General features: G+C 41.6%; 26 protein-coding genes and 1 riboswitch. Of the genes, 7 read left to right on the top strand and 19 right to left on the bottom strand.

Annotation, left to right across the window (positions count from 1 at the left end):
• Nucleotides 1-22 precede the first annotated feature (22 nt).
• From pckA to DW159_RS00235, 5 genes are all read right to left on the bottom strand, one after another.
• Nucleotides 23-1627 (bottom strand): phosphoenolpyruvate carboxykinase (ATP), encoded by a 1605-nt coding sequence (gene pckA, locus DW159_RS00255; RefSeq protein ID WP_004849399.1) that lies wholly within the window; start codon nt 1625-1627, stop codon nt 23-25.
• A 241-nt stretch (nt 1628-1868) separates the two neighbouring features.
• A complete protein-coding gene (locus DW159_RS00250; protein ID WP_015533310.1) occupies nt 1869-2858 on the bottom strand; it encodes an ion transporter in 990 nt (329 codons plus the stop codon).
• 46 nt (nt 2859-2904) lie between these two features.
• Nucleotides 2905-3171, bottom strand: a complete 267-nt coding sequence (locus tag DW159_RS00245; protein ID WP_242992583.1) for an OmpA family protein — start codon at nt 3169-3171, stop codon at nt 2905-2907.
• 554 nt (nt 3172-3725) lie between these two features.
• On the bottom strand, nt 3726-5207 hold the full coding sequence (gene putP, locus DW159_RS00240; RefSeq protein WP_015533312.1) for a sodium/proline symporter PutP: 1482 nt from the start codon (nt 5205-5207) through the stop codon (nt 3726-3728).
• Between the two features lie 270 nt (nt 5208-5477).
• On the bottom strand, nt 5478-6803 hold the full coding sequence (locus tag DW159_RS00235) for a phenylacetate--CoA ligase family protein (RefSeq protein ID WP_117548543.1): 1326 nt from the start codon (nt 6801-6803) through the stop codon (nt 5478-5480).
• A 254-nt stretch (nt 6804-7057) separates the two neighbouring features.
• A riboswitch (TPP riboswitch) is annotated at nt 7058-7163 on the top strand.
• 82 nt (nt 7164-7245) lie between these two features.
• Between DW159_RS00235 and thiS the strand changes: the two genes are divergently transcribed.
• The 5 genes from thiS to DW159_RS00210 all read left to right on the top strand — a co-directional run bounded on the left by thiS (nt 7246) and on the right by DW159_RS00210 (nt 10725).
• Nucleotides 7246-7446: a sulfur carrier protein ThiS gene (gene thiS / locus DW159_RS00230; RefSeq protein WP_015533314.1), complete on the top strand. Its 201-nt coding sequence runs from the start codon at nt 7246-7248 to the stop codon at nt 7444-7446.
• Nucleotides 7446-8216 (top strand): thiazole synthase, encoded by a 771-nt coding sequence (locus DW159_RS00225; RefSeq protein WP_117548542.1) that lies wholly within the window; start codon nt 7446-7448, stop codon nt 8214-8216. Before thiS ends, DW159_RS00225 begins: the two co-directional genes overlap by 1 nt.
• A 14-nt stretch (nt 8217-8230) precedes the next feature.
• A complete protein-coding gene (gene thiH / locus DW159_RS00220) occupies nt 8231-9484 on the top strand; it encodes a 2-iminoacetate synthase ThiH (RefSeq protein WP_117548541.1) in 1254 nt (417 codons plus the stop codon).
• 22 nt (nt 9485-9506) lie between these two features.
• Nucleotides 9507-10154 carry a thiamine phosphate synthase gene (gene thiE / locus DW159_RS00215; protein ID WP_117549391.1) on the top strand — a complete coding sequence of 216 codons (648 nt, stop codon included), beginning with the start codon at nt 9507-9509 and terminating at the stop codon, nt 10152-10154.
• Between the two features lie 121 nt (nt 10155-10275).
• Nucleotides 10276-10725, top strand: a complete 450-nt coding sequence (locus DW159_RS00210) for a PadR family transcriptional regulator (protein WP_015533318.1) — start codon at nt 10276-10278, stop codon at nt 10723-10725.
• 56 nt (nt 10726-10781) lie between these two features.
• On the opposite strand, the gene DW159_RS00205 is transcribed toward DW159_RS00210, so the two are convergent.
• From DW159_RS00205 to DW159_RS00145, 13 genes are all read right to left on the bottom strand, one after another.
• Nucleotides 10782-12080 carry a CAP domain-containing protein gene (locus DW159_RS00205; RefSeq protein WP_117548540.1) on the bottom strand — a complete coding sequence of 433 codons (1299 nt, stop codon included), beginning with the start codon at nt 12078-12080 and terminating at the stop codon, nt 10782-10784.
• A gap of 120 nt (nt 12081-12200) precedes the next feature.
• The gene (locus DW159_RS00200; RefSeq protein WP_117548539.1) at nt 12201-12464 is read right to left on the bottom strand and encodes a DUF4176 domain-containing protein; all 264 of its coding nucleotides are present in this window, start codon (nt 12462-12464) and stop codon (nt 12201-12203) included.
• A 46-nt stretch (nt 12465-12510) separates the two neighbouring features.
• On the bottom strand, nt 12511-12828 hold the full coding sequence (locus DW159_RS00195) for a WXG100 family type VII secretion target (protein ID WP_117548538.1): 318 nt from the start codon (nt 12826-12828) through the stop codon (nt 12511-12513).
• Between the two features lie 15 nt (nt 12829-12843).
• Nucleotides 12844-13140, bottom strand: coding sequence for a WXG100 family type VII secretion target (locus DW159_RS00190; protein WP_117548537.1), 297 nt, complete (start codon nt 13138-13140; stop codon nt 12844-12846).
• Nucleotides 13141-13159: 19 nt separating this feature from the next.
• Nucleotides 13160-13435, bottom strand: a complete 276-nt coding sequence (locus DW159_RS00185; protein WP_117548536.1) for a WXG100 family type VII secretion target — start codon at nt 13433-13435, stop codon at nt 13160-13162.
• Nucleotides 13436-13448: 13 nt separating this feature from the next.
• Nucleotides 13449-13772, bottom strand: a complete 324-nt coding sequence (locus DW159_RS00180) for a hypothetical protein (RefSeq protein ID WP_117548535.1) — start codon at nt 13770-13772, stop codon at nt 13449-13451.
• Entirely contained in the window at nt 13765-14073 is a 309-nt protein-coding gene (locus DW159_RS00175) for a WXG100 family type VII secretion target (RefSeq protein WP_117548534.1), read from the bottom strand. Before DW159_RS00175 ends, DW159_RS00180 begins: the two co-directional genes overlap by 8 nt.
• Before the next feature lie 40 nt (nt 14074-14113).
• Nucleotides 14114-15376: a hypothetical protein gene (locus DW159_RS00170; protein ID WP_117548533.1), complete on the bottom strand. Its 1263-nt coding sequence runs from the start codon at nt 15374-15376 to the stop codon at nt 14114-14116.
• Nucleotides 15377-15400: 24 nt separating this feature from the next.
• Nucleotides 15401-15646 carry a hypothetical protein gene (locus DW159_RS00165; RefSeq protein WP_117548532.1) on the bottom strand — a complete coding sequence of 82 codons (246 nt, stop codon included), beginning with the start codon at nt 15644-15646 and terminating at the stop codon, nt 15401-15403.
• Nucleotides 15600-19994 (bottom strand): type VII secretion protein EssC, encoded by a 4395-nt coding sequence (essC, locus tag DW159_RS00160; RefSeq protein ID WP_117548531.1) that lies wholly within the window; start codon nt 19992-19994, stop codon nt 15600-15602. Before essC ends, DW159_RS00165 begins: the two co-directional genes overlap by 47 nt.
• A 17-nt stretch (nt 19995-20011) precedes the next feature.
• Nucleotides 20012-21784, bottom strand: coding sequence for a hypothetical protein (locus DW159_RS00155; RefSeq protein WP_117548530.1), 1773 nt, complete (start codon nt 21782-21784; stop codon nt 20012-20014).
• 14 nt (nt 21785-21798) lie between these two features.
• Nucleotides 21799-23736 (bottom strand): leucine-rich repeat domain-containing protein, encoded by a 1938-nt coding sequence (locus DW159_RS00150; protein WP_117548529.1) that lies wholly within the window; start codon nt 23734-23736, stop codon nt 21799-21801.
• Between the two features lie 2 nt (nt 23737-23738).
• A complete protein-coding gene (locus DW159_RS00145; protein WP_117548528.1) occupies nt 23739-24689 on the bottom strand; it encodes a PASTA domain-containing protein in 951 nt (316 codons plus the stop codon).
• Between the two features lie 335 nt (nt 24690-25024).
• Here DW159_RS00145 and DW159_RS00140 point away from each other — a divergent pair, with 335 nt between their 5' ends.
• Nucleotides 25025-25555, top strand: coding sequence for a DUF6120 family protein (locus DW159_RS00140; RefSeq protein WP_117548527.1), 531 nt, complete (start codon nt 25025-25027; stop codon nt 25553-25555).
• 2 nt (nt 25556-25557) lie between these two features.
• Complete coding sequence (locus DW159_RS00135; protein WP_117548526.1) at nt 25558-26031, top strand: hypothetical protein; 474 nt, start codon at nt 25558-25560, stop codon at nt 26029-26031.
• Nucleotides 26032-26119: 88 nt separating this feature from the next.
• Here DW159_RS00135 and DW159_RS00130 read toward each other — a convergent pair whose 3' ends face one another.
• Nucleotides 26120-26644 carry a hypothetical protein gene (locus tag DW159_RS00130; RefSeq protein ID WP_117548525.1) on the bottom strand — a complete coding sequence of 175 codons (525 nt, stop codon included), beginning with the start codon at nt 26642-26644 and terminating at the stop codon, nt 26120-26122.
• Between the last annotated feature and the right edge of the window lie 3 nt (nt 26645-26647).

Here is a 26647-nt window from a genome sequence, read left to right as displayed (position 1 = left end):
CTATATGATCCTAAGCTATATCTTAGAGCTGTGGGCCTGCTGCAACTAATGCCTTACCTGCTGCATTACCCTCGTACTTAGCAAAGTTCTTCTGGAATCTTGCTGCAAGATCCTTAGCCTTTGTCTCCCACTCTGAAGCATCAGCGTATGTGTCACGTGGGTCAAGGATTGCTGGATCTACGCCAGGAAGCTCTGTTGGAACCTCGAAGTCGAACATAGGGATCTTCTTTGTAGGAGCCTCATTGATAGCACCGCTGAGGATTGCATCGATGATTCCTCTTGTATCCTTGATTGAGATTCTCTTGCCTGTTCCATTCCATCCTGTGTTGACAAGGTATGCCTTAGCGCCGCTCTTCTCCATCTTCTTAACAAGCTCCTCTGCATACTTTGTAGGATGCAGCTCGAGGAATGCCTGACCGAAGCAAGCTGAGAATGTAGGTGTTGGCTCTGTGATACCTCTCTCTGTACCAGCAAGCTTTGCTGTGAATCCTGACAGGAAGTAGTACTGTGTCTGCTCTGGTGTAAGGATTGATACTGGAGGGAGTACTCCAAACGCATCTGCTGAAAGGAAGATTACGTTCTTTGCAGCTGGTGCTGATGATATAGGTCTTACAATGTTCTTGATATGATCTATTGGGTAAGATACACGAGTATTCTCTGTTACGCTCTTATCAGTGAAATCGATCTTGCCGTTTGCATCAAGTGTAACGTTCTCAAGAAGAGCGTTTCTCTTGATAGCGTTGTAGATGTCTGGCTCTGAATCCTTGTCAAGATCGATAACCTTAGCATAGCATCCACCCTCGAAGTTGAATACGCCGTTGTCATCCCAGCCGTGCTCATCATCACCGATGAGGAGACGCTTTGGATCTGTTGAAAGTGTTGTCTTACCTGTTCCTGAAAGGCCGAAGAATATAGCTGTGTTCTCACCGTTCATATCTGTGTTAGCTGAGCAGTGCATTGAAGCCATTCCCTTAAGTGGAAGGTAGTAGTTCATCATTGAGAACATACCCTTCTTCATCTCTCCGCCGTACCATGTGTTAACTATAACCTGCTCATGGCTTGTGATGTTGAATGCTACACATGTCTCTGAGTTAAGTCCTAACTCCTTGTAGTTCTCAACCTTAGCCTTCGAAGCATTGTATACTACGAAATCTGGCTCGAAGTTCTTAAGCTCTTCCTCAGTTGGCTTGATGAACATGTTTGTTACGAAATGAGCCTGCCAAGCAACCTCAACGATGAAACGGATAGCCATACGAGTATCAGCATTTGCTCCGCAGAATGCATCAACTACGAAAAGTCTCTTGTTTGAGAGCTCCTTCTTTGCAAGATCCTTAACTGATGCCCATGTCTCCTCTGTCATTGGATGGTTATCGTTCTTGTACTCATCTGATGTCCACCATACAGTGTCCTTTGAATTCTCATCTACTACGATATACTTATCTTTAGGTGAACGGCCTGTATAAATACCAGTCATAACGTTAACTGCGCCAAGTTCACTAACCTGTCCCTTCTCGTATCCCTGAAGGTCAGCCTTTGTCTCTTCCTCGAATAACAATTCATATGAAGGATTGTGTACGATCTCTGTTGTGCCTGTAATGCCATACTTAGTTAAATCAACTGTTGCCATTTTTCTTAACTCCTTTTCTTTAAATGTATTTCATTGATAGGTGCATGTCGCCTGTACCCTGCCGGCACCGCAACTATACAGCACTCAATAATCTGAAAATAAATATGAACACTTTCTCTCATATTCAGTTGAAAGTATACCCAATTAGTCAAAATAAATCAATATGATTATTGAGTTTTTTTTGTAGTTTACAGAAACTTCTCATTTATAATCTCAATTTTATATTTATTACTTGCATAAACTAAGATAATGAGCTTCCACGTCTCTTCTCAAGGAATTTTGACTTCACTATCAGAATATCACCTGTCTGTATCTCCAGATCACCTGTCGGCAGTATAGACATATTATCCCTGAGTACCATATATATATTCACACCATACTCCTCCGTAGCCTGGAGTATGGTCCTGCCGCAAAACTTGCTCACATCATCTACGAGCAGTTCTCCAATCTCGTCCACATCAACAACTTTGGACTCCTCGTTGGCATTGTTCTGATACTGCTCTACAAATCCGGCGCTTATGATACCTGTAGGTATCGCTACCAGCAGAACTCCCATAAATGCTATGACTATCGCCATGCATTTGCCCAGCAGCGTGATCGGGTAAATGTCTCCATACCCCACGGTAAGGACTGTCGATACCGCCCACCATATGCCGCTGAAGGCGTTGCTGAACACTCCCGGCTGTGCGGCATGCTCAGTGCTGTACATACACAGGCTGCTCGCCATCATCAGTATAAATATGATGAACATGGACGATATGATCTGTCTGCTCTTTCTCAGCAGGACTATCTTGATGACATTGAAGCTGTCGTACTTTGAATTGATCCTGAAAAGATGGAATATACGGATCACCCTGAGCATCCTGAACGCCACGAAGCCAGACAGAAAGAACACTGGTATGATCGTGAGCAGATCCACAACTCCGTCATATGATATGAGGAACTTTCCTATAGCCTTTCCTCTGGTGCATGTGGGATACAGGAAATCCGCCGTCCATATGCGGAGAATGTACTCAACACAGAATATGCCTGTAGTCACCCACTCGATAACACTCAGCAGCCCATAATATGGTTCAAGCTGATCGTAGGTCTGCAGGAACATCACCGATATGTTCGACAATATGACACCCACTATGAATATGTCAAATGCCCTGCTCGCCAGATTGCTTTTGTCCCCTATCTGTATTATGTCAAATATTTGCTTTTTGAGTTTTGTCTTGTTTACCGCCATTGCTCTCCTCTTATATATCTATTTGTCCTTGAGAATGTCCATCATCTCATCTATCATCTCTTCGTCCTGAAGCCTGAACTTGATCTCCACGCGTCTCGACGCTGCCATGTCCACTGCTTATGATGCCGTTGCTCTCCGTCAGACAGTACTTTGCCACTGAGAACGCTCGCTGCTGTGAAAGTTCAAGATTGTATATGTAGGAACCATTCGTATCCGTGTGTCCCTCTATGATTATCTCCGAAACGTATTCCCTGCAATCATCGCGCAGAAGCACACTGCAGTACTTCGGCAGGAACTGGTTGATGGTAAGCATACACGAATATACCACCCGTTATGGCAAACATACACACACTTATAATCGCCCTATCTCCTATCATAATTAAAAAGAGGCTGTTTTACCAGTTGAAATACTTACTCCTTTACCTGTTATTTACATATTTACGCGGGATTTACATGTTTTTACAAGGCTCTGTGCATACCGCACAAATGGCCATTTTCTTTTTGTGCACTTTGAAAAATGTGTCATAAAATCTTTAAATTTTGAAGATTTTATTTTGCAAAACGTTTTTTTTCTGTACATATTCTGTTCATATTTTGTGTATATACTGAACTCAGTTGTTCAAGAGAAAGTAATTTACTCTTAGTTGTTTAAGTTGTTGTTTAAAAAAGAACCGCCTAGCAATTCAGGTGGTTCTTTTTTTGCGCACAAAATTATCTCTTATTTAGCAAAAAAGGCTGAAAAGATACAATTTCTTCAGATTTTGTATCTTTTCAGCCTTTTATTTTGATTTATAGATAATTTTGTGTGCAGACGAACTCATCCGCCACCAAAAGATCCCAGCTTTATAACTAACTCTACACTGCAAATTACTCCGTAGGAAGCTTAGCCTTCTCGAATATCTCAACAACCTTGTCGTCAGGCTTCTTTGTGAGAAGTGATACGACGATAGCTGTAATGAACGCTGCTGCAAATCCAGGAACGATCTCATAAAGTCCTGTTGGTGTTGCAAGGAACTTGTACCAGAGCATGTCAACAGCAAATCCGACTATGATAGAAGCAAGTGCTCCATTGTAATTCAGTCGCTTCCAGTACAGTGACAGAACGATGACCGGTCCAAATGCCGATCCGAATGCGCCCCATGCATTTGACACGAGTGCCATGATACCCTCGCAGTCTGGATTCATCGCTATGGCAAGTGCCACAACTGAGATGATGATGACCACAATTCTTCCTGCCCAGAGCATCTCCTTGTCGGATGCACTCTTTCTGAATATAGGCTTGTACACATCAGACGAAAATGCTGATGATGAAGCAAGGAGCTGTGAATCAGCTGTACTCATGGACGCTGCAAGGATAGCTGAGAGAAGTATACCAGCTACAAGTGCAGGGAACACGCCTCTTACAAGTCTGATGAATACCTGTGAGTTATCTGTAAGTCCACCGCCAAGATACTTAAGACCGACCATACCAACTACGGATGCCATAACGAGGATGATTCCCGTCCAGCAAGTACCGACTATTCTGGACTTCTTCATCTCCTTCTCTGACTTGATCGAAATGTATCTTATAAGAATATGTGGCATACCCATATATCCAAGTCCCCATGCAAGTCCTGATATGATATTGATCACACTGGTCTTGTCAAATGAACCACTTATAAGGGCATTGTAATAATTGTCTGGAATGACAACATCAGGTGCTATAAAGCCAGCGCCCTGCATGGTGATGACCGCAATGATAGGTGCGATCATGAGAGCTGCAAGCATCAGAAGTCCCTGGAAGAAATCCGTCCAGCACACTGCATTAAAACCACCAAGGAATGTGTACACGATGATGATGACTGCAGCGCCGATCATGGCTGTATTCCTATCGATGCCCATAACAGTGTTGAACAGAGTACCGCAGGCCGATATACTTGACGCAGCGTATATACAATATGCAACCACAAATATAACTGCACATATTATGAGAAGCAGCTTATTGTCTGACTGAAAACGATTTGTCAGATACTGAGGTATAGTGATCGAATCGTTGTACGCTATCGAGAATCTTCTGAGTCTCGGTGCTATGAATATCCAGGCACATGCTGTTCCGATGAACAGACCAACTGATATCCACATGTTGCTGAGTCCTGTCGCATAGAATGCTCCGGGCAGTCCCATGAGAACCCACGCACTCATATCAGATGCTCCGGCGCTGAGTGCAGCCACCAGACCATTCATATCTCTTCCTCCAAGAAAATAATCCTTCTCTCCGGCATTCCCCTTGGATTTGAAGAAGAAATAAATTCCTACACCGATTACCAGGACAAAATACGCTATAAACGCAATCATCTCGTAAACATTCATTAGTTAATCCACCTTCCATAATAATTATAATTTATCTGCTCCGCACCAACTTTACCACTGCAGTGCAGTATCTCACTGTCAGTGCACATAACAAAGCAAATTCTACACGGAAACTTGCCAAAATGCAAGATTTTTCAGCATTTGGCTATTATAAACTGAGGCCAGCGCTCTCCAGAATAAAAAAGCGGCCCATGGTGGCTTGTCCGGTCATGATCCCGGAAAGCCCACCATCGAGCCGGCTGTTTATATTTGACTACCTGATCTTATAGATTAGAATCCGATATGTCTGTTATCTGTGATCCTCTTTGCCTTGCCCTCTGAACGTGGAATGGTCTTAGGTGGAACCAGCTCAACCTTTGCGCTGATAAGCAGTGTCTGCTTGATATCTGTCTTGATGCGGGATGCAATAGCCGCAAGCTTTGCAGCATCGCCCATATCCACATCTTCCTTGAGCTCTACCTGAACTGTCAGCTTATCCTGTGAATTCACACGATCAACCACGATCATATAATGAGCTGAAGCCTCCTCCACGCCGAGAAGAACTGACTCTATCTGACTAGGGAATACATTTACACCACGGATTACAAGCATGTCGTCTGTACGGCCTGTGATACGACTCATCTTGACAGTTGTTCTTCCACATGCACATGTGCCGTGTGTAAGTGTACATATATCATGTGTCCTGTATCTGATCATAGGAGTACCAGTCTTTGTAAGAGTTGTAAATACAAGCTCTCCCGGAACTCCGTCAGGAAGCGGTTCTTCTGTGACAGGATCAATAATCTCCGCGAGGACATGATCCTCGTTGATGTGCATTCCATTCTTCTCAAAGCACTCAAATGCAACTCCAGGTCCACCTATCTCAGTTAATCCATATATATCAAATGCATCAAAGTCGAGGAGCTCCTCAAGATGCTGTCTCATCTCCTCAGTCCATGGCTCAGCGCCAAAGCATCCGGACTTAAGCTTAAGTTCGGACGGATCAATACCCATCTCTCTAATCGTCTCTGCAAGATATGTAGCATATGATGGTGTACAACAGAGCATTGTAGCACCAAGCTCTTTCATCATCGTGATCTGTCTCTGGGTGTTGCCTGATGACATCGGTACCACCATGGCTCCAACCTCGGTAGCCCCCTGATGAGCACCGAGTCCGCCTGTGAACAATCCATAACCGTAAGCTATCTGGATGATATCATCCTCTCCGGCTCCGGCACACCTGAATGCCCTAGCAACCATCTCTGTCCATACATCAATATCATTACGTGTATATCCTGTTACGATAGGCTTTCCTGTGGTTCCTGATGAACCCTGGATTCTGATGATGTCCTTCCTGTCTGCTGCAAACAGTCCAAATGGGAAGTTATCCCTGAGATCTGTCTTCTGCATAAATGGCAGCTTGACGATATCGTCTATGCTGTTTATATCCTCCGGCTTTACTCCCGCCTCGTCCATTCTGGCTCTGTATGCCGGTACATTTGCATATTCAAGTTCTACTGTCTTTCTAAGTCTCTCCCCCTGAAGCTTTCTTCTCTCCTCAGGATCCATACACTCCATCTCTTTATTATAGATGTAATGAATCTTCTTCTGTCTCATAACTTCACTGTCCTCCATAAGATAAATCAAATCAGCATTTGTGCAACCTGCTGATTTTGTATGACACTTTAGCGCGCCAAACAACTAAATTGTACATACATATGTGGGCTGTGTCAAGGAAAAGCCATCAATCGCAGTACATTTTCCGTATATTTTTGAGAGAGCTTCGAATATTTGCGGTCAAATGGCATATTTGCCTGATAGATTACTCTTGCATTCCGGGTTTTCAGGTCGTATATTATTATCTGACAACAAAAAGAGGACGCGGGAGCTTGTAGTACAGGCTGAGAGGAAGGTGTGACCTTCGACCGGAAACCTGATTTGGATAATGCCAACGTAGGGAAGCCTGATAGCAGTCGTTTGTTAAAGTGCAGACTTTATTGGAGTTACCAGATCGGTAACTCTTTTTTTGTGCAGATAAAAGACTTTGGAGGAAAGGGCTATGGTAACAGTGAACGGAAAAGATCTCGACGTTGCCGGGCAGAATCTGGCGGCATTTCTTGAAGAATCCGGCTACAAACCGGTGCGCATAGTTGTTGAGATCAACGAGGAGATCATACCGAGAGAGACATACGCAGACATTACATTTAACGACGGCGACTGTGTGGAGGTCGTGAGTTTCATGGGAGGAGGAGCATTATAATGAAAGAAGACAAGCTGATAATCGGAGGACATGAATTCAATTCAAGATTTATTCTGGGTTCAGGAAAGTATTCCATGAAGCTGATCGAATCAGCTATAAAGGACGCAGGAGCAGAGATCATCACTCTGGCCGTCCGCCGTGCAAATACAAAGGAAGAGGAAAATATTCTCGATTTCATCCCGGAGGGAGTTACTCTCCTGCCAAATACAAGCGGCGCGAGGAACGCCGAGGAGGCCGTGCGCATAGCAAGGCTTGCAAGGGCTCTGGGCTGTGGAGACTTCGTCAAGGTGGAGATCATGCGCGACAGCAAATATCTCCTTCCCGACAACCAGGAAACGATAAAGGCAACCGAGGCACTGGCAAATGAAGGATTTGTGGTACTGCCTTACATGTACCCGGACCTGAATACCGCCCGTGATCTGGTAAATGCGGGAGCCGCAGCGGTCATGCCACTGGCATCACCTATAGGTTCCAACAAAGGACTAGCTACCAAAGACTTCATCCAGATCCTCATCGACGAGATCGAACTTCCGATCATAGTTGACGCCGGTATCGGAAGGCCATCCCAGGCATGTGAAGCCATGGAGATGGGCGCTGCCGCCATCATGGCAAACACTGCTCTCGCCACAGCCGGAAATCTGCCACTCATGGCATCGGCATTCAAGGACGCGATAAATTCAGGCCGAAGGGCTTATCTGGCAGGTCTTGGAAGAGTTCTCACCAGAGGGGCATCCGCTTCAGATCCACTGACCGGATTCCTGCATGACTAAGGGGGTGCACTCAGATGGAAAACCACTTTCTGATAGACTCGGAATATCTTTCGCCGGAAGCGCTGGAGATCAAGCACCGTCTGGAGACAGATCCATCGTCAAGGAAAAACCATATGGAATACCTTCCGGGCATGGAGGTTATTGAATCTGACATCCGCAGCAAGGTCATGGAGCACATGAACAGCTACGACTACAGCAGTTACACAGGCAGAGACGTCATGGCGGCCCTTGAACACGAGACGTGCAGCATAGAGGACTTCAAGGCTCTGCTCTCCCCCGCCGCCGAACCATTTCTTGAGATGATGGCGCAGCGCGCAAGCCGCGAGACAAGCAGGCACTTCGGCAACACGGTCTACATGTTCACGCCGCTCTACATAGCCAACTACTGTGAGAACTACTGCGTATACTGCGGCTTCAACTGCTACAATCACATCAACAGAATGAAACTCTCAGCAGAGCAGATCGAGAAGGAAATGAAGGTCATCGCCGACAGCGGCATGGAAGAGATCCTTATACTGACCGGCGAGAGCCGCAGCCAGAGTGACGTAACGTATATCGGCGAGGCATGCAAGCTTGCAAGGAAATACTTCCGCATGGTAGGTCTTGAAATATATCCGGTGAACACCGATGAGTACCGCTACCTCCATGAGTGTGGTGCGGACTATGTAACAGTGTTCCAGGAGACATACGACGCAGACAAATACGAGACTCTTCACCTGATGGGTCACAAGAGAGTATGGCCATACCGTTTCGACTCGCAGGAGCGCGCCCTCATGGGCGGAATGCGAGGCGTTGCATTCTCAGCACTGTTAGGGCTCTCCGACTTCCGCAAGGATGCACTGGCAACAGCCCTTCACGCGTATTTTCTCCAGAGAAAATACCCACACGCAGAGATGTCACTCTCCTGTCCAAGACTGAGACCGATCATCAACAACGATCAGATCAATCCTCTGGACGTACACGAGAAGCAGCTCTGCCAGATACTGTGCGCATACAGGATATTCCTGCCATTTGCCGGAATAACGGTATCTTCAAGGGAGAGTGCAGACTTCAGGAACGGCATAGTGAAGATCGCAGCGACCAAGGTATCGGCGGGCGTGTCAACCGGAATCGGCGATCACGAAAGCAAATACAGCGGCAAGACTTCCTGCAGTGAACAGGGCGACGAGCAGTTCGAGATCAACGACAACAGAAGTCTTGAGCATATGTATTCAGACATAGAGGGCGAGGGACTGCAGCCCGTACTCAATGACTATCTGTATGTGTAACAATTTTAGAAAGGACTTTGAAATGTATACATTTGATCCTACTTTATATTTTATAACAGACAGCACAGGTCTGTCCGAGGAGGAATTTCTGTACAGAGTGGAGTGTGCTCTGGACGGCGGTGTGACACTCATGCAGCTTAGAGAAAAGGAAAGAACTACCCGTGAGTACATACATCTTGCGGACAAGGTGCACTCAATTGCGCGCCGCTACAACGTGCCACTCATCATAGATGACCGGGTAGATGTGGCGCTGGCAACTGATGCCGAGGGTGTCCATGTGGGGCAGACAGACATGCCAGTCTCCATAGCCAGAAAACTCATGGGACCTGACCGCATCGTGGGCGCAACCACCAAGACTGTTCCTCAGGCCGTGGAGGCGTATGAACAGGGAGCTGATTATCTGGGAGTTGGAGCCATCTACCCAACCACCACCAAGGTCAAGACAGTGCTCACATCCACGGATACACTGAGAGACATTTGCAAGGCAGTTCCCATCCCGGTAAATGCCATCGGAGGACTCAATCCGACCAACCTGGATGTCCTCTCGGGCATACCTATCGCCGGCATCTGTGTGGTGTCCGCCATAATGAAAACTGACAATCCAAAGGATGCTGCCAGCCGTCTATTGGCATTATCCAGGCAGTTACAGTCAAAAATCTCTCTCAAATAAGCAAAAATTGCAAAAATACGCAACTTATTTTCATTTTAATGAAAAGAAAGGTTGCAATTAAATGATTTTGCAATTACAATCAATACAAAGTGTAACTATTTTTTTGTATGAGGTGGTTTTAATGGAAAACGTATTAAACAGCATATATTCCAACAGTATTATGGTTCAGGATCAAAGTAATGATACCGCAAAGGAAGCAGCAGTTGAGGCTGTACATGCAAGAGTCGTTGCAAAGCCGAACTTCATCAGAGGTTCCGTGGAGCTGCTTGTACTCTATCTGCTCAGCCAGAAAGATTATTACGGCTACGAGCTGTCACAGCTCATGGACTCACTGTCAGACGGCGTGATAAAGATTCCTATCGGTTCTCTCTATCCTGCACTGTACAAACTGATTGAATACGGTTTCATCTCCGATCACAAAGAGCAGGTTGGAAAGAGAATGACCAGAGTATATTATCATCTGGAGCAGCCTGGATTCCAGCGTATGCATATTCTTATAACTGAGTATACAAAGGTTCACAAGGCTATTTCATCCATACTTGACTATACTCCAGAGCCTGAGAAGAAATAATTTCTTTCAGATTAAAAATACCGTTGTCCATATTTTTTATGAACAACGGTATTTTTTTATTTTACTATTCTGTACTTCTTTGAAACTGTACCCTTATACCTTCCGGAAAACTTTATCTTCACCGTATATGTTCCGGCTTTCTTTCTCGCCTTAGGGTATGTCACCTTGTAGTATTTTGATGATATTATCTTACCATCGCTATCCTTCACAGTCACCTTAGGTGTCTTTGTCTTACCATCATACTTATATCTCGTCTGTGATAATGTAACTCTCTTTATCTTCTTGACAACGATATACTTCTTCTGGCCGCATTTTCTGCATGTATGTAACACCTTGCCATCGTTTCTGGTAGTTGCTGTTTTTACTACCTTGCCGGAATATACATGCGCACATTTTCCTGTTACGGTTACCGTATATGATGCCGAACGCGATCCAACTGTGGCTGTGATCTTCACAGTTCCCTTTCTGAGACCTGTTACCACTCCTGTAGATGACACCTTTGCAATAGCGGAATTCGATGTTTTCCACTTAGCTCCCGCAAGCACCTTATACGATGTACTTCCATACTGTCCAAGGACTGCCTTGAGTGTGAGGGTTATCTTCTGTCCCTCCTGCACGTTCTTATTTCCGGTCATCTTAACCGATGTGATATTGTCCTTCTGCACCTCCACCGTAACATCGCTCTCACCAGTGGACTTAGCCATAGTCTCAGCCTGACTGCCGCTTCCCATGAACTGGGCTGCAGTTGTGTTCGGATAAGATGCATTCTTATTTATAAATGTACCAACACCCACATACCTGTTTGCTGGATTTATCATGGATGTGTAATGTCCGGTCACCGCTCCAGGAGTTCCCTTCACATAGGCATCCTTCTCGCTGTACCACTGCTCAATACCCATGAGCATGCTCTCTGACCAGTTCCACGCAAGCACCTCGGAAGTCGGCCAGCCATTTCCCGGATATTTGAAATCAAATACAGACTTTCCGTTGAGTCTTGAGTGATACATTGTAACACTCGCCTCCGCAGCTCTGATCCTTGCTATCTTCTCAAGTCCTGCCGACCACTTGATCGGCACATAGTCGTCAAGCGTCAATTTCCGTCCATCAATCTTAACGCCCTGCTTACATGCTTCATAACGGATCTGATTGATCCTCTTCACTGCAGCCGAAGCCTCCGACACATACTTGCCCTTCATTGCTATAAACACGCAATTGGCAGATGGTTTTGTCACATCCGCAGGTATTGTCGCCGCTTCAGCACTTGTTCCTCCCGGCACGATCACTGACAATCCAACCGCAACTGCGATCGCCAGAGCCATTATCCGGTGTAACAACTTCTTCTTTTGTACTCCCATAGTTTGAATTTGTCCTCCTCTTATAATATGTATCAGCCTATTGATATTATTATAACTCACTATGGGATTTATTGCATGCCTATTTGTCTTCCGTGACACATTTTATATAATATTTATGTGTCAGTCAGTTAGATACTTGTTCGTAAAGATATACTCTTCCTCATCTATATAACCGACGCAATATACTTTTTCTACCTGTTCATGATTGAATAGAAAATTCTGATCGACTCTGATATTTCCCTCTGGATACAAACAGCCTATATAATCCCATATTTCATCTGTATCCGCTTCTTTCTGCTTTCTACCATAAATCATCAGCCTTTTCTTTGCACCTTTTAACAATACGATTGAACCTAGCGGTAGATATTTTTCATATTTAGCCATGTCACCCTCTATACTTTCTCAATTATGTTCAACAATTACCTGTCTATCAGCTCAATGCATTAGCTGGCAATCCGCCAATAGCCGATATATTGCTTTTTTCTGCTGCCGAATATCTTTTGGCAGTTTCAAGGAGGTCTGTCACATGATTATTTATAAGTTCTCCCATTTTGTCCATATCTTTCTGAAGGCCCTTAAATTGGCTTATGTACTCTTCTGATGCTGAACCTGTCCAAACAGACGATAACCCCATTATCGTTTTCATCATATCTGCAGTAAGTGTATTTGTCTGGTTCATAACATTTCGAAACTCATTTGCCCTAGCTTCCAACTCAGCAGGTGTAACCTTTATATTTATATCTGACATATTTATATCTCCTCTCTATCCTCTTTTTGCCATCTGATTAGCGTTTTCTGCCTCTGCATTCTGATAATTTGTCATAATATTTTTTAATGCCGAACAATACTGCTCAATAAGTTTCATGAAATTATTCATCTTTGCCACATCATTGTCCACTGTCGCACTAAAGGTATTCTTCGCAACACCATCCCATGTTGCGTTGAGCGCCTCTTTACTCTCCTGCATCTTTTTTATCTGAATTCCAAGTTCTTCATTTCTCCTTGATAAACTATCGATTCCATTCATCAGTCCCGTTGACTCTACCGAAAATGATTTCATTAAATATAACCTCCTGTTTCTAATCTACATATTGGTTGTTAATCTCTATCGACATATTTTCCACAGCTTCATACACAGATTTTACCGTGTTCAATATCCGATCTCTTAAAGCTTTCATTCTTAAAATATACTCATCCGATGCCTCACCCTGCCACACTTTGGCCAATTTTTCTACCATCTTATCCAGTCCAGCAACCGTATCATTCTTCATTTCGTCTGCAGCAAATTCAATCTGATTTACTACTGACATGATTTCATTATATTCATCCATGCTCATTTTTTCTTTCGTATCCATATATCACCCCCAATTATTTAAGCACATTATAAGGAAGTTCTGTTATCATAGATTTATTTCCATCCTCCGTAGCTGTATATACCTGAATTACTGTATCAAGTTTACTTGCACTATCCCAAAGGTTCTCTACGATATCTTCCATTTTCTGCGCATTTTTAGCTAACAATTTGTACGCATCATCCCAATCCTGGCACTCCCAATATTCATTTATTTTGTTATACTCATCAACTATACTATCAAACTCTTTCCGAATTGTATCATACCCCCTTTTAACATACGCATGAAGTAAAACTATATCCTCTATTGGAACAACTATTTTCTCAAATTCATTATCCACAACACCCCATTCCTTTCACTTTTAAAACTACCGACTGTTCACAATTAGTAAAAGCCTCACATCTGGCATATAATTCCTCAATATTTACTGAAAGTGAATTTTGAACGTTGCTTATATTATCCATATATGTATCGAAACATTCGATAAATGAATCAGCAGCGGGACCTTGCCAACGCTCTTTTACACTCTCATATAATTCGTTTATTCGTTCGTACCGCGCCTGTATATTTTCCAGACTTTCCATAATACTATTCAAATCATTTACAAGTTTTCTTGTATCCACATTTATTGTTTGTGCCATTTTTACTTCCTATATATTCTTACATATTACTGTCAATCAACTAATATAAAATCATGCCAAATTCTTTCATTTGCTCTCGTTTTCTCACATCTCCTTTAAATTTTTCTTTTTGCATCTCATCATACATATTTTTCACGTTTTGGTTCTTTGTTAATGATTCTAACAAATCTGATTCAGGATCTCTATTTGTATCAGTTTGGAAAATTGAGTCATCTATATCGACATTATTGTTTAATATAGACAAATCATTTATCGTACTATTAACCGCTTTATTTTCAGATTTATTTTTATCTGTCTGTTCACATTTTCCTGATCTTTGATTTCTTCCACGTGCAGTCTTACTTACATAACCCGGAGCGCTATAAATCTCTTCTGTCTTCAATTCAAGTGCCTTTTTCGTCTTTCTAGTATTTGAAGCAAGCACATTCAATTCCTCTGCATATTTTCCTATTAATATTGATTCACCTATTACTCCATTAATATATTCCTCTTCACGCTGCTGATCGTCGACATCGTGATACCCTGTTTTACTCGTCTTGAAACTGTACCATGCTTCATTTACTGCCCCTGCATTTGCCATCACCACCAATCCTATATAGAGTTTTGCCAATACGCTTCCCGTGGCTTTAAACAATATACCGCTTCCAAACGCAACAGGAAACGTTATAATGCCTGTTATTGCATCATCAAAAAGCGTATCCGCAAATTCATCTACAAAGCTACCTCCTTCAAATGCGGAAACAGCACCCGAAATTAAAGAATCCATTAACACGCATGTAACTGTAACAGCCATAGCTTTTGCTCCAACAACTTCACCCAATAGCTCTACTGAAATCTCAACTCCGAGGGTTTCTGACAATCCAGCCGCTATAGTCCCAGCCTCTATCCCCAAAAGCTCTGGTACACAAATGATAGTAACCAACACTGCAGCAACCACCACCACGCCTACAACAATTTTAAATGTTGTTGTTTTATAAAACGGGGTATGCGCATATAAATTTCCCATATTATATGTTGACAACGTTGCTTTATTACTTTCTTCATATTCATTGCACGCCAATTGAAGTGTATTTTTTAATGTATTCAGACAAGATAACGCTTCCTGCAGTTCATAGTCACAATTTTTCAGTATGCTCAGATTAGAATTTGAAACATATTTACTTGTAACTGCACTATCTATACAGTTTTCAAAATCATTAACATATTCTTGAAAATGTGATCTTATGTACCCTAGCGAGTCCTCCTCATCTCTTACTTTGTCTATTTTTACATATAATATTATTCCTTCCGTTTTCTTAACCACCACACTGCTCCTTCGCAAACGCAATTACAATAACATTAATACATGTCCATCCTTCACTCCATGACCTTCTAAACTTTTCAACGGATGCATGATCTCATTCATTGTTTTGTCAATCAATATCCATTTATCTGACTTTTGTGCACTAATATTCCAATACTGTCCCAAGATATCCAACGCATCCTCAATAACATTGTTGATCACAGCCTTTTCATTACATTCTATGTCAATCTCTTTCCCCATGACTGGCACTTGCAGAATTATCTTTATCATCCCGATATCTCCTATACAATGGTATAATCACATATGACGTATCTCTCTCATCGTTATCTTGTGAAATCATTCCCACGCCTGCTTTATATGGTTTATTTTGTTCCGAAAAAGAAATATTTGAAAAATTTAAAAATGTGTTTTCTGAAGCTCGTCCTCCCATTTGAATTCCTACATGATATCCAACCATGCTGTCATACGCCTTATACGCTCTGCATACAGAGGTACTTTCAGTACCATTTAATGCAATTATAAATATATTATGATACGCACCTTTTTCCATCACATTTTCAACAAACGGTGCAATTCTGGTCACATCGCTGCTAGGATGATATATTGTTTCCATAAATGCTTCTATATCTGAAATAAATATAAATGTTTCTTTGAAACAGAGCATTTTCTCGTATAATTCATTTGACTCATAGCCCTGATCTTTCAACATATTTTTGTATTTGTTTCTCTCAACAAAATCTGGCAACAATTCACAGAAATAATCAGCCTGTGATTTTTCGTCCTCTATATATCTTGCACCCGTATCTATAGCTATATTTCTGAATTCTGAAGTTCCATGCTCTATCACAACTATATCTGAATCTCTCTCTGCGGCAGCCTGCACAAGTATCTTCATCAGATTCTTCTTCCCGGTTCTAGCCTGCCCTGCAATTAAATAGCAAAAAGTATTTTTGAGTTCTATTCCATATGCCTCTGCGCTCACTCTATCATATCCTAACGGCAATAAACTTCCTGACATCAGCATTTTCTTAACATCAGTTCTTTCCTTGAATAGCTCCCAAGTTGGCTTGTCTGGTATTTCTGGTATCTGTTCTGCTATTTCACATACATTATTTGCAGATAACATATTACACATTGCTCTTATTGCTTCTATTCTATCGAATTCATTTTCAGCCTTTACTGCAAGTGCCGTCTGAAATTCCAGAACATTATCTTCTATCTTAACCAAACCCCTCCCCTTTAAATTCTCTGGTTCAAGCTCAATTCTTCCTATTCTAAGAACAGATGAATACTGATATCTCTCGTTCATACGCAAAGCAACGGTTTCTGATATATTGTTTTCAATCCTGCTTGGAATAGCCGAACTTCCAAATCCGCTTGCCGTCATAACAATATAAATTCCATATGCAGCACCATCATGTGTAAGCATATTAAAGAAAGCATCATATATCTCATTAGTTTTCTCTCGAAATCCAGCATAATTATCTATAATCAAAATTATCGCCGGAATTTTTTGAGAAGAACCTTGATTATATGCGGCAAAACTTATACCTCCTAACATCTTTTTTCGATCTGACATAATACGTTCAATCAGATAAATCATCTTTTTTATTCGATCTTCATCCTCATCACATACCACACCACCAACATGTGGCGCATTTTCATAACACATAAGTGACTTATTGCTAAAATCCGCTATATAGAGATTTAATTCGCTTGAAGAATATTTTGTTATCAAAGAATATATTAATGTTTGCAAAAACGTACTCTTTCCACTTACATTAGTTCCACATACAGCCAAATTACCGATTGACGATATATTGATATTAAAAGGAAACTGCTTCTGTGCAGCAGGATCGTCACACATACCAACTGTGGCAATTATCCCCAGCTCTCTATCCATGCTTTTAGGACATTCACGCTCTATATCCTCTATATAAATCGGATTTCTTAGCGGTTCCATCCATAAGCTATAATCCCTGTCATATCCATGTTCAGCAGCAGTCTGAGCCAGGAACATGATCACTGCCTCAAGCTGCGTAGTCTTATGTACTGATATCGTCTGTTTTTCTCGTTTTTTTCTATACGCCGCCATTCCAGAGTAGGATAAAATTGCTATTTGGGAATCTTGGCCAATATCCGCATCTCCCAGATACTCAGCTCCACTCCAGCCAGACTGGAATAGCTCATACACTTCGTCATTTCCAACCTGCAGATATCCTCTTCCTGCCTGGGTTATAAAAGCAGCATCCTCCTTGTGCAGCATCTCTTTACTGTCCTGCTTATCCTGCACTCTAAGACACAGCTTAAACTTGGAATTCGACCAGATATTTTCGTCGACTGTTCCTGCCGGTTTCTGCGTAGAAAGGATCAGATGAACGCCAAGGCTTCGTCCAACCTGTGCAACACTTATAAGCTCCTTCATAAATTCCGGTTGTTCACGCTTCAGCTCGGCAAACTCGTCCACTATTATAAACAGATGTGGTACCGGAAGTTCTACCTCACCAGCTTTTACAAGCTTGGTATAATTATTAATATTGTTAACTCCAGCCTCATTGAAGACTCTCTGTCTTCGCATGTTCTCACTCTTTATGGACACCATAGCTCGCTTTATCGCACTTCCTGACAGATTCGATATTGCTCCTATCATGTGTGGAAGGTCATCAAACAGGTTTGCCATTCCTCCGCCCTTATAATCAATAATGAAAAAGCCTATATCATCAGGGCTGTAGTTTATCGCCATTGAGAGAATATATGTCTGCAGCGTCTCCGACTTTCCCGATCCTGTAGTTCCTGCAACAAGCCCATGTGGACCATGATATTTCTCATGTACATCAAGAATACAGTCCTTGCCTCCAGCCGACTGACCTATGACAGCCCGCATACTGTTGTAATTTTTATTTGTCTTCCATCTGTCGAGAACCCGCAATTCTTCCAGTCTTTGTATGCCCAGCATATCAAAAAATGTAAGACTGTCGGGGATACCTCCAGCCTCGACATCTTCGTTCACCTTTATAACTGCTATTCTGTCGGCAAAAGCTGCCAGTTGACTTTCTGTCACTTTATCAAAATCCACATGACTATACTCATCCGTCTTCATCTTATGGATTCCCGAAAACTGTTTGTCGATCATAAGCTCATAAATAGTGTCATTCAACAACTGCGACTCTTTGTCAGCCAATGTTACCACTGTGAAAGAATATTTCTGTGCATCTGTTGTTATGTACTTATTTATCGCATGCCCTTCCAGCAGAGAAGTATCAGCAACAAACAATACAATGTGGGGTAACTGTCGCTTATCTATAGAATAATCTTTCTGTTCCCTGTCTCTCAGGATATCAATAATTCTGAAAAACAGGTCGTCCACTGAGCTTCTGTCTGACGCCATCAGTCTCTCACTATAATCATCCAGCCACACATGAGGCATAAATCTATAGTTCATCCATTCACTGCTGTCAGTTCCGGAATCGAATGCAAATGCAAGTTTTACGTCACGATAAGAATTATTCGCTGCTATCTGTGCAATCATGTTTCTTGCCACATCAAATGCTTTACTCTTATCTCCCACCCCAACTATACCTATTATACCTGTAGCTCCGAGATCCACTCCCTGCGGAACATCCTTTATATGTGAATATACAGCCTTTACTTTGCCCGGGATCTGTATCAATTCATCATCAGACTGTTCCATTCGTATATTAGGAACAGTTATATACGCTGACACATCCAAAGTTCCCAGGCCAACTCGCTCCACCAGATAATCCTTCTGATTCCTGTTTCTATTCCACAATTCAGTTGACTGATCTGTATATTGCGTTATGACATCAGGAGATTTGTACATATCTCCGAGCATATTTTTTATAGTATTCTGATTAGAAGCTATCTGTTTTATCTGCCGCCTCAGATATCTGGCATACCCAGATCTCCTGTCAAGCTCCCCCTGTGCATTTCTCTTCTTATCATAATGCATATTGATGAAGGCCCATAACACGCCTATAACCGCAGACGCAGCAGCAGTGATAAGGCCTGTATACATAAGCATTCCAGAATTGCTCCCTGATGATCTGTAGCTGTACATAGCAAGAACACCTCCAAGCATCATTGGAATCATCATTGTAAATGTTGGCCCTATAACCATCAAGAGTGGCTTCTTTTCTATCTGCTGCTTTGCCGGTGGATTCTCAATTGTCACAGACTCTATAACCGGCTCCTTCGTGTTTCTGGGGGATCTGTGAAAAAATCTGTCTTTTTCCTGAACATCCGCATACTGAAGCCTCTCAGGATCCATATATGGCAGATTGACAATAATACCATCTTTTAAGTGATTCCGTATTAGCACGCCGATAAACTGCACACAATATATTATCCTTAAAGCATCGAGTTCTAAAATATCTCCACATTTAAGCTTGTATCCTGACTGTACCGGATTGCCGTTCACGGTCAAGCTACGGCTGCCAGTATCACATATACTCCATCCATTTTCATTTTCCGCAAATTCGGCCTGAACGCCAATCATTTCCGGGCTTCTCACCACAATCTCATTCTCGTCAAGACTTCCTATTCTTATACGATGGACACCCGATATCATATATTTATCCACAGGAGTCATAAATTCCATAAGATTTCCTCTTTCGACTATTTAATAACACACTTTACAGCACTTGTGCTGGCACCATTCTGCACGTTTCCGCCTGACTTATAGCAAGGAACAACCTTAATATAATATTTTCCAGCTTTCAGTCCGGTTATGGTTGTACTGGTACCCGTTATCTTACTCTTTGAATTATATAGTGACATCTGTCCACAATCTTCACTGTCCTTCTTGTAGCCATAATAATATATCCTATATTCGCTGGCATTATACTCCTTCTTACTATTAGACCACTGTATATATAACTGTCCTGATTTTTTAGATTCTGTATTCGCTATCTTAACTATGTTTGGCACCACTTTTATAGTTCTGGTGATAGACTTTGTACTATAGTGCGCAGCATCCGCTCCCTTTGGTGTAAAGGTAGCTGTAATCACTACACTGCCAAATGCTTTGTTATTCATAACCTGAACTCTTCCACCTGCCGCATTGATCGCAAGCAATTTAGGATTACTTGATTTGAAGCTAAATGTACCCTGACAATCACTAGGTGCAACACACTCAAAGCCATGTGTTCCATTTGCATTGTGCCATGTTGTTGATATAGGACTCTTGAACGAGATCACTGGTACCTTTTTTTCAATTCTAAAATTCTTTACAACTCTCTTTCCTGATACACAGTTGGAACCATTTGCCGTAATAGTAACTGTCGCTGTACCAGGCTCTTTATTATTTGCGTATTGTACTGTATAATCTGATGCCTTCAGCTTTGCACTTCCATACGCAACTGTAACTGCAGGCTTGAAATAACTTCCGCTATATGTATAAGAATTAGCAGCTAATGTCACTGTCGCTTTTGTTATATCCGCCTGAGAAATTGTAAATGTCTTACTTACTTTTCCAGTTAAATTCTTACAACCCTCTATGGCTGCCTCCGCTTTATTTCCGGCCGATACATTATTCTTTAAAGTGATCCTATAGTTATCAGTACCCATTACCGCACCATTCAGCTTCACTGTAACCTTTGGTAACTTTGCTGTTCCGTCATATACACAAGATGCCACATCTATCGATGCAGACTGCACATTTGCAGGCTTAATTGTAAATTCCTTCTGGATCCCTCCGCCATAATCTCCACATCCAGTCACCACAATCTTTGCTTGTGTTCCTGCATTAATATTGTCTTTATAGGTGACCTTATAGTCTGTACCCTGTTCAATAACTCTTCCCTCATACTTGACCTGTACTGTCGGAGCTATCGCCTTGCCTGTATATACATATGGTTTATCATCTGGAATGATCACCTCAGCACTGTCCTCTGACAAATTCAAGGCTGAAGGCTTGTACACATTATTATCCTGTCCGCTTGGAGCAATATCAAAACGGTGAGCCCCCACGACTTCATTGCACTTTAGATATGAACCAGACTTAACCTCAAGAGTCATGATACTGCCTCCACATGAGATTATCTTGTCTATTTTGCATGGCTCACTGCCTATGGCCAGTTTTTCGCAGTAGAGTCTCATGGACTGTGCGGTAAGTCCACGTATCTTCAGCTCGTCTTTATCCTCACTGTAATCTATTTTTCCATACACATACGCATCCGCTGCTTCAGACTCGGTCATGGTTATCCATGCAAGCGCTCTTCCGTTTGGTGATGTACTTAATCTTACTCCAACTGGATAATTTGCTATGCAATAATAGGTTTTTACCGCATCAGTCGAATCCGACTCATCAGCGTGTGCCTGCACCATACCAAATGAACATATAGCCAAGACAATCATCACTGCCGCTATAAGTTTTTTTACTCTCGTCATCTGAAATGCCCCCTTTACTTCCTTATATCTCCTCTGCTATTTGTAACCTTCTGTGATTCAACGCCATTTTTCTTCACATAAATTACAGGATAGTATCTGCTATACTTTGATACATTCACAGTAATAACTACTTTCTTGCCTTTCTTTACAGTTTTTATATGTGGCTTACCATATAGTTTTTTCATCTTTGACGATTCATACACTTTTACGATAACCTTTGAATTCGGAGTAGGATTATTTACTGTTACTTTAAGTGTTTTGCTGTTATGGGCAATTGACACAGATGACATCACCGGTCTTACATAATATGTAATCTTTCTTACCTTCTGCTCATATACACCATTATCACCTGCTTTTATCGTAACTATAGCTTTACCAACACCCTTTATTGTTATCTTTCCATTATTCGCTACAGAAATAACCTTAGGGTTGGATGAACTATATGTAAGTCTGACTCCACCCTTTGCTGAGGCTCCTATGCTTCTCTTCACGCCCTTCTTATAATTATACTGTGTCTTTTTGCTCTTTATCTGTATGCTCTGAGGCTTTCTTACATTCACAGTGATTGTTTTCGAACATGGCTTATAATTTGACTTTGTCTTATTATTAGCGCATATTGTTATTTTGGCTGTACCCGTTTTTGTGGCTGTTATGGCTCCTCTGTCATTGACCTTGAGTACATTCTCGTTTGAACTTGTGTACCTTATCTTCTCATTTCCTGAAGTCGTAGCTGCCAGGGTCATAGATGCTGTTCCACGACTGTTCAGAAGAAGCGTATATGTACTTGCGGCCTGCTTACCATCCTTCTTAACAGAAAGCTTGCATGCTGCCTGAACTATTGAGAATTTCATTGTGAGTGTGCCGATATTCTCATTTTTTCCTGTAATCTTTATAACAGCGGTTCCGACATTTTTATTATTCGAGTATGTAACATCATATGCATCTGCATTTACTACAGAGCCATCATTATCCGTAACTTTAATTACCGGTTTTATAGGCTTTCCCGTATAAGAATAACTCTTAGCCGGAATACTTACATTCATACTGTTTTCATCAAACCTATAAGCCCTCTTGATAATCACATTCTCATCAGAATCCGGAGTATATATGTTGTTACCAGCCTCATATGTATACAGATATGTTCCAGTTGAATTTCCCTCCTTGAACAGGCCCGTTCCAAAATCAGCATCCGCCGGTCTTCTTAACAATCTAACATATTGAAGATTTTTACACCCTATAAAACAGAAATCGCCCAGTTTTGTCAGTCTTTCCGAAAAATCCAGATGCTCTAACAATTCGCATCCCGCAAAGGCACAATTTCCAACACTTGATAAATTATCAGGAATATCTATGTTCTTTATTCTGTTACAGCCCTGAAAACAATAGTCTCCCAGATTCTTGGTATACTCTGATAATTTCAAATCAGTTATGCTATAACATTCTGCAAATGCGAACTGACCAAGTTCGTATATCTGAGATCCAGACATATCTACATTCTTCAGGCTTGAACATCTTGCAAATGCATATGCGCCTACAGACAAGGTTCCTTCCGAAAACTCCACAGACTTTAAAGAAGTACATCCATAAAAAGCCCTTCGTCCTATAGTGAGAGGTTCGTCTCCCTCTATAACCACAGACTCCAGATTTGTACATCCTGAAAATGCATTGTTACCTATATGTGTAACTCCAGGCTTTACTACAACCTTTATAACATTGAAATTAGTCCACGGCTTCTTGTCCTCCAGTCCAAAGTCAATCATCGCCTTATTTGTGGAAACATCCAATGTCAGCACTCCACTGTCACCATTATATTCAGCCCTGATTCCAGCATCCTCTGACACTGCATTCGTCGAAGCATATGCCTGTACCATTTCTGGAACAAGGCTGACCATACACATAATCACTGCTCCTACAATTACTGTAATTATCCTTCTCTTTAACTCCTTTTTCATGATCAATCACCCCACTCTTCTTCTTCTGTTATAAACTCATCTTCATTTACTCCTGATGTTCCGCTGTCCGCCTGTTCATTTGTTCCCGAACCACCAGATGATCCCGATCCACCACCTGCTGAACCGGAGCTTGCAGCCACAGCCGAGCTTGTCTTCTTGCCCTTACTCACTATCAGATACAATTGAGTATCTTCAGTCATCTCAGTTCCCGCCTTTACGCTTTGTCTGATGATCACATTCTCATCAACGGTATCAGAATTCTCCTGGAGGGTACTAAAGGTGATTCCAAGGGTTGAACACTGTATAGTTGCATCATTCAAGGTCATACCTACAAAGTCAGGAAGTTTTACCGTCTGCTCTCCCAGGCTTACCGTGACCTTCACAGAACTTCCTTTCTCTACGCTGCTTCCCTGTGGATCCTGCTGCTCAATTATCAAGCCAGCCTCAACATCCTTACTATATTCTTCAGTTTCTTCGAGCTCTATACCAGCCTCTGCAGCCATCGCTCTGGCATCATCCAGGGTTTCACCAACAAATTCCGGCAGAACTGTCATCTCCTTGCCTTTACTGACCGTTATTCCAACTGAAGCCTTACGTTTCACCTTCATTCCCTTGGCTATATCCTGTGAGATAACGCATCCTTCTTCTACCTCAGAACTGTATTCTTTTTTCTCCACAAGCGTTACACCAGCCTCTCTGGCAATTTGTTTTGCCTCCGCCGTTGTGTGCCCAACAAAATCAGGCACAACAGATTTCCTATTAACCATTATGATGATTAACACAACTGAAACCAATACGATCCCAGCTATTACACCTATGATGATCTTCATATTGGGTCCATGCTTGTCAGAATCACCAGCTTCAAGTGCTTTTAAAATGTCTTCAAGCTCATCTCTGCTATCCTTCGCAGCTTCTCCAACGCCCGCAGCTCCAACATCATCTTCCCGCGACACAACACCATCTCCTTCGCTATATTATCAAGCAATAGTATTGCATCGTAATTTATTTTTGTCAATAACTGTTTAGTTTTTCTTTTAACATTCTTAAAATATTATATGCAATCTCAACACACTCTCTACAACAATAAAGCTGTAATCTACTGCATTTTAGGCGATCATGTTTAAATATATTTTTGCTTTTCTAAATCTTTTTATCTGACAAATTATAGCTATTAGCTACAATTTATCAATTTTTGTTATTTCATGTCTAAAAAATTATTGATTTTATGATATTTTAGTATAAAATAATATTAGTTTATGTAGGAAATATAATAAAAGGAGAACAAAATTTGAACGAAGAGCTGATATTTAAAGAGAATGTAAAAACAATAGACAAATATATTAAATCAATTAAAAAAGAGCTTCCAATATGTAGAAAGGGGGAAAGAAAATATTTAAAGCTGTTGCGTAGCAATATGTATGACTACGCAATAAGCTTGGGCGACAAGGCAGTCACAGCATCCAATCTGGATACAGAGTTTGGCAGTCCTAAGGAATGTGCCACTGAATATGTCCAATCTTTAGGAACAGACACCATATGTACCAATATGAATGGAAGGAAATATGGAAAATATCTTTTTATTGCAGGACTCTCTGTTATAGCTGTTTTTGCAATATGTATATCAGTTATGTTGTATAAGGAATGGCAGATATCTAGACATACTGATATTGCATCAACTACTATTATCCTTCAAGAGGGTGTAGTGCCAAATGATTTATCTGATGAATCATGGATAGATTCTGTTGAAGACGCACCATTAAATAATAGCTCGGAAACTCAGAATAATGATAATAACAATAATACAGATATGGAGGAATAAATATGAATAAAAAATTACGCAGATTATTAACTATATGTTGTATGATTTTCATCTGTTTGTCTACAATAAACGTTCCAACTGTTAAGGCCGCAGAAGAAGATACAAGTGATGATTCTCTTACATTCGTAGAAATTATCGAAGAAATTCCTACTCAACCATCCATGAGTAGAGCCACAAAAACAAAAAGTGCTGTAAAAACCGTATTATGCAACGATTCTAATGGAAAAACTCTCTGGAGTCTTCAGATTGCAGCAACATTCAGTTATACAGGTTCTTCTAGCAAATGCACATCCGCTAAAGCTGCAGTGACTTCTAATAGTTCATCTTGGAAGGTGTCTGTGTCCAGTTGCACGAGATCCGGCAACAAAGCCACAGCAACTGCAGTTGGAAAAAAGTATTCCTCAAAGGGCGTACTGCTTCAGACAGTAAATAAATCAGTTACTATATCATGTTCAGCTAACGGAACTATTTCCTAATTTACTAGTTAGTTATACAAGATAAAGAACAAGGCCACATGCCGCATGAAATATCTTTTAGATTTTTCATATGGTATGTGGCTTTATTTTATCTGTACCGGCCAGACACCCCTGCTAATGCAGATCTTATAACCAGCTCCAACGCAGTAGCAACAACGTACAATGCTATGCATATTACCAACTTCACGCTCGTAGAAAGCTTCTCACTTTTAGCAACCATAAACGTCACGACTGCCGCAGTTCCGAGCAGCAAGCCTCCTATGGCACCACCCATTATTCCCCAATATTCTATAAAATATAATACATAAAATACTACTATCCAGGCAGGAGCTTTTTGATTAGCTCCTGCACCATCTGGATATGTTCCCAGATCCATTCCATCCATAATGAGACTGATACCACTCACTGCGCTTATAACCAGATTCAGTTCTTTTCCTGCTAACGGTACTGTATAGCTCAACTGTTTATCCTTTCTTAAGCTACCTGTTCTCTCCAGCGATCTAAGTTTGAATGCCTCACCACCATTTATATATATACTCCCCTTCATATACTCCACCAAATACTCGGTGTCATCTATCTGGACATTCCAACTATATCTGTCTGTATTTGCCATACC

It is taken from the genome of Coprococcus sp. AM14-16 (assembly GCF_003434675.1).
Lineage (GTDB): Bacteria > Bacillota > Clostridia > Lachnospirales > Lachnospiraceae > Coprococcus > Coprococcus aceti.
The sequence above is the reverse complement of the archived record's forward strand: the minus strand, read 5'-3'. Positions and strand labels throughout refer to the sequence as shown.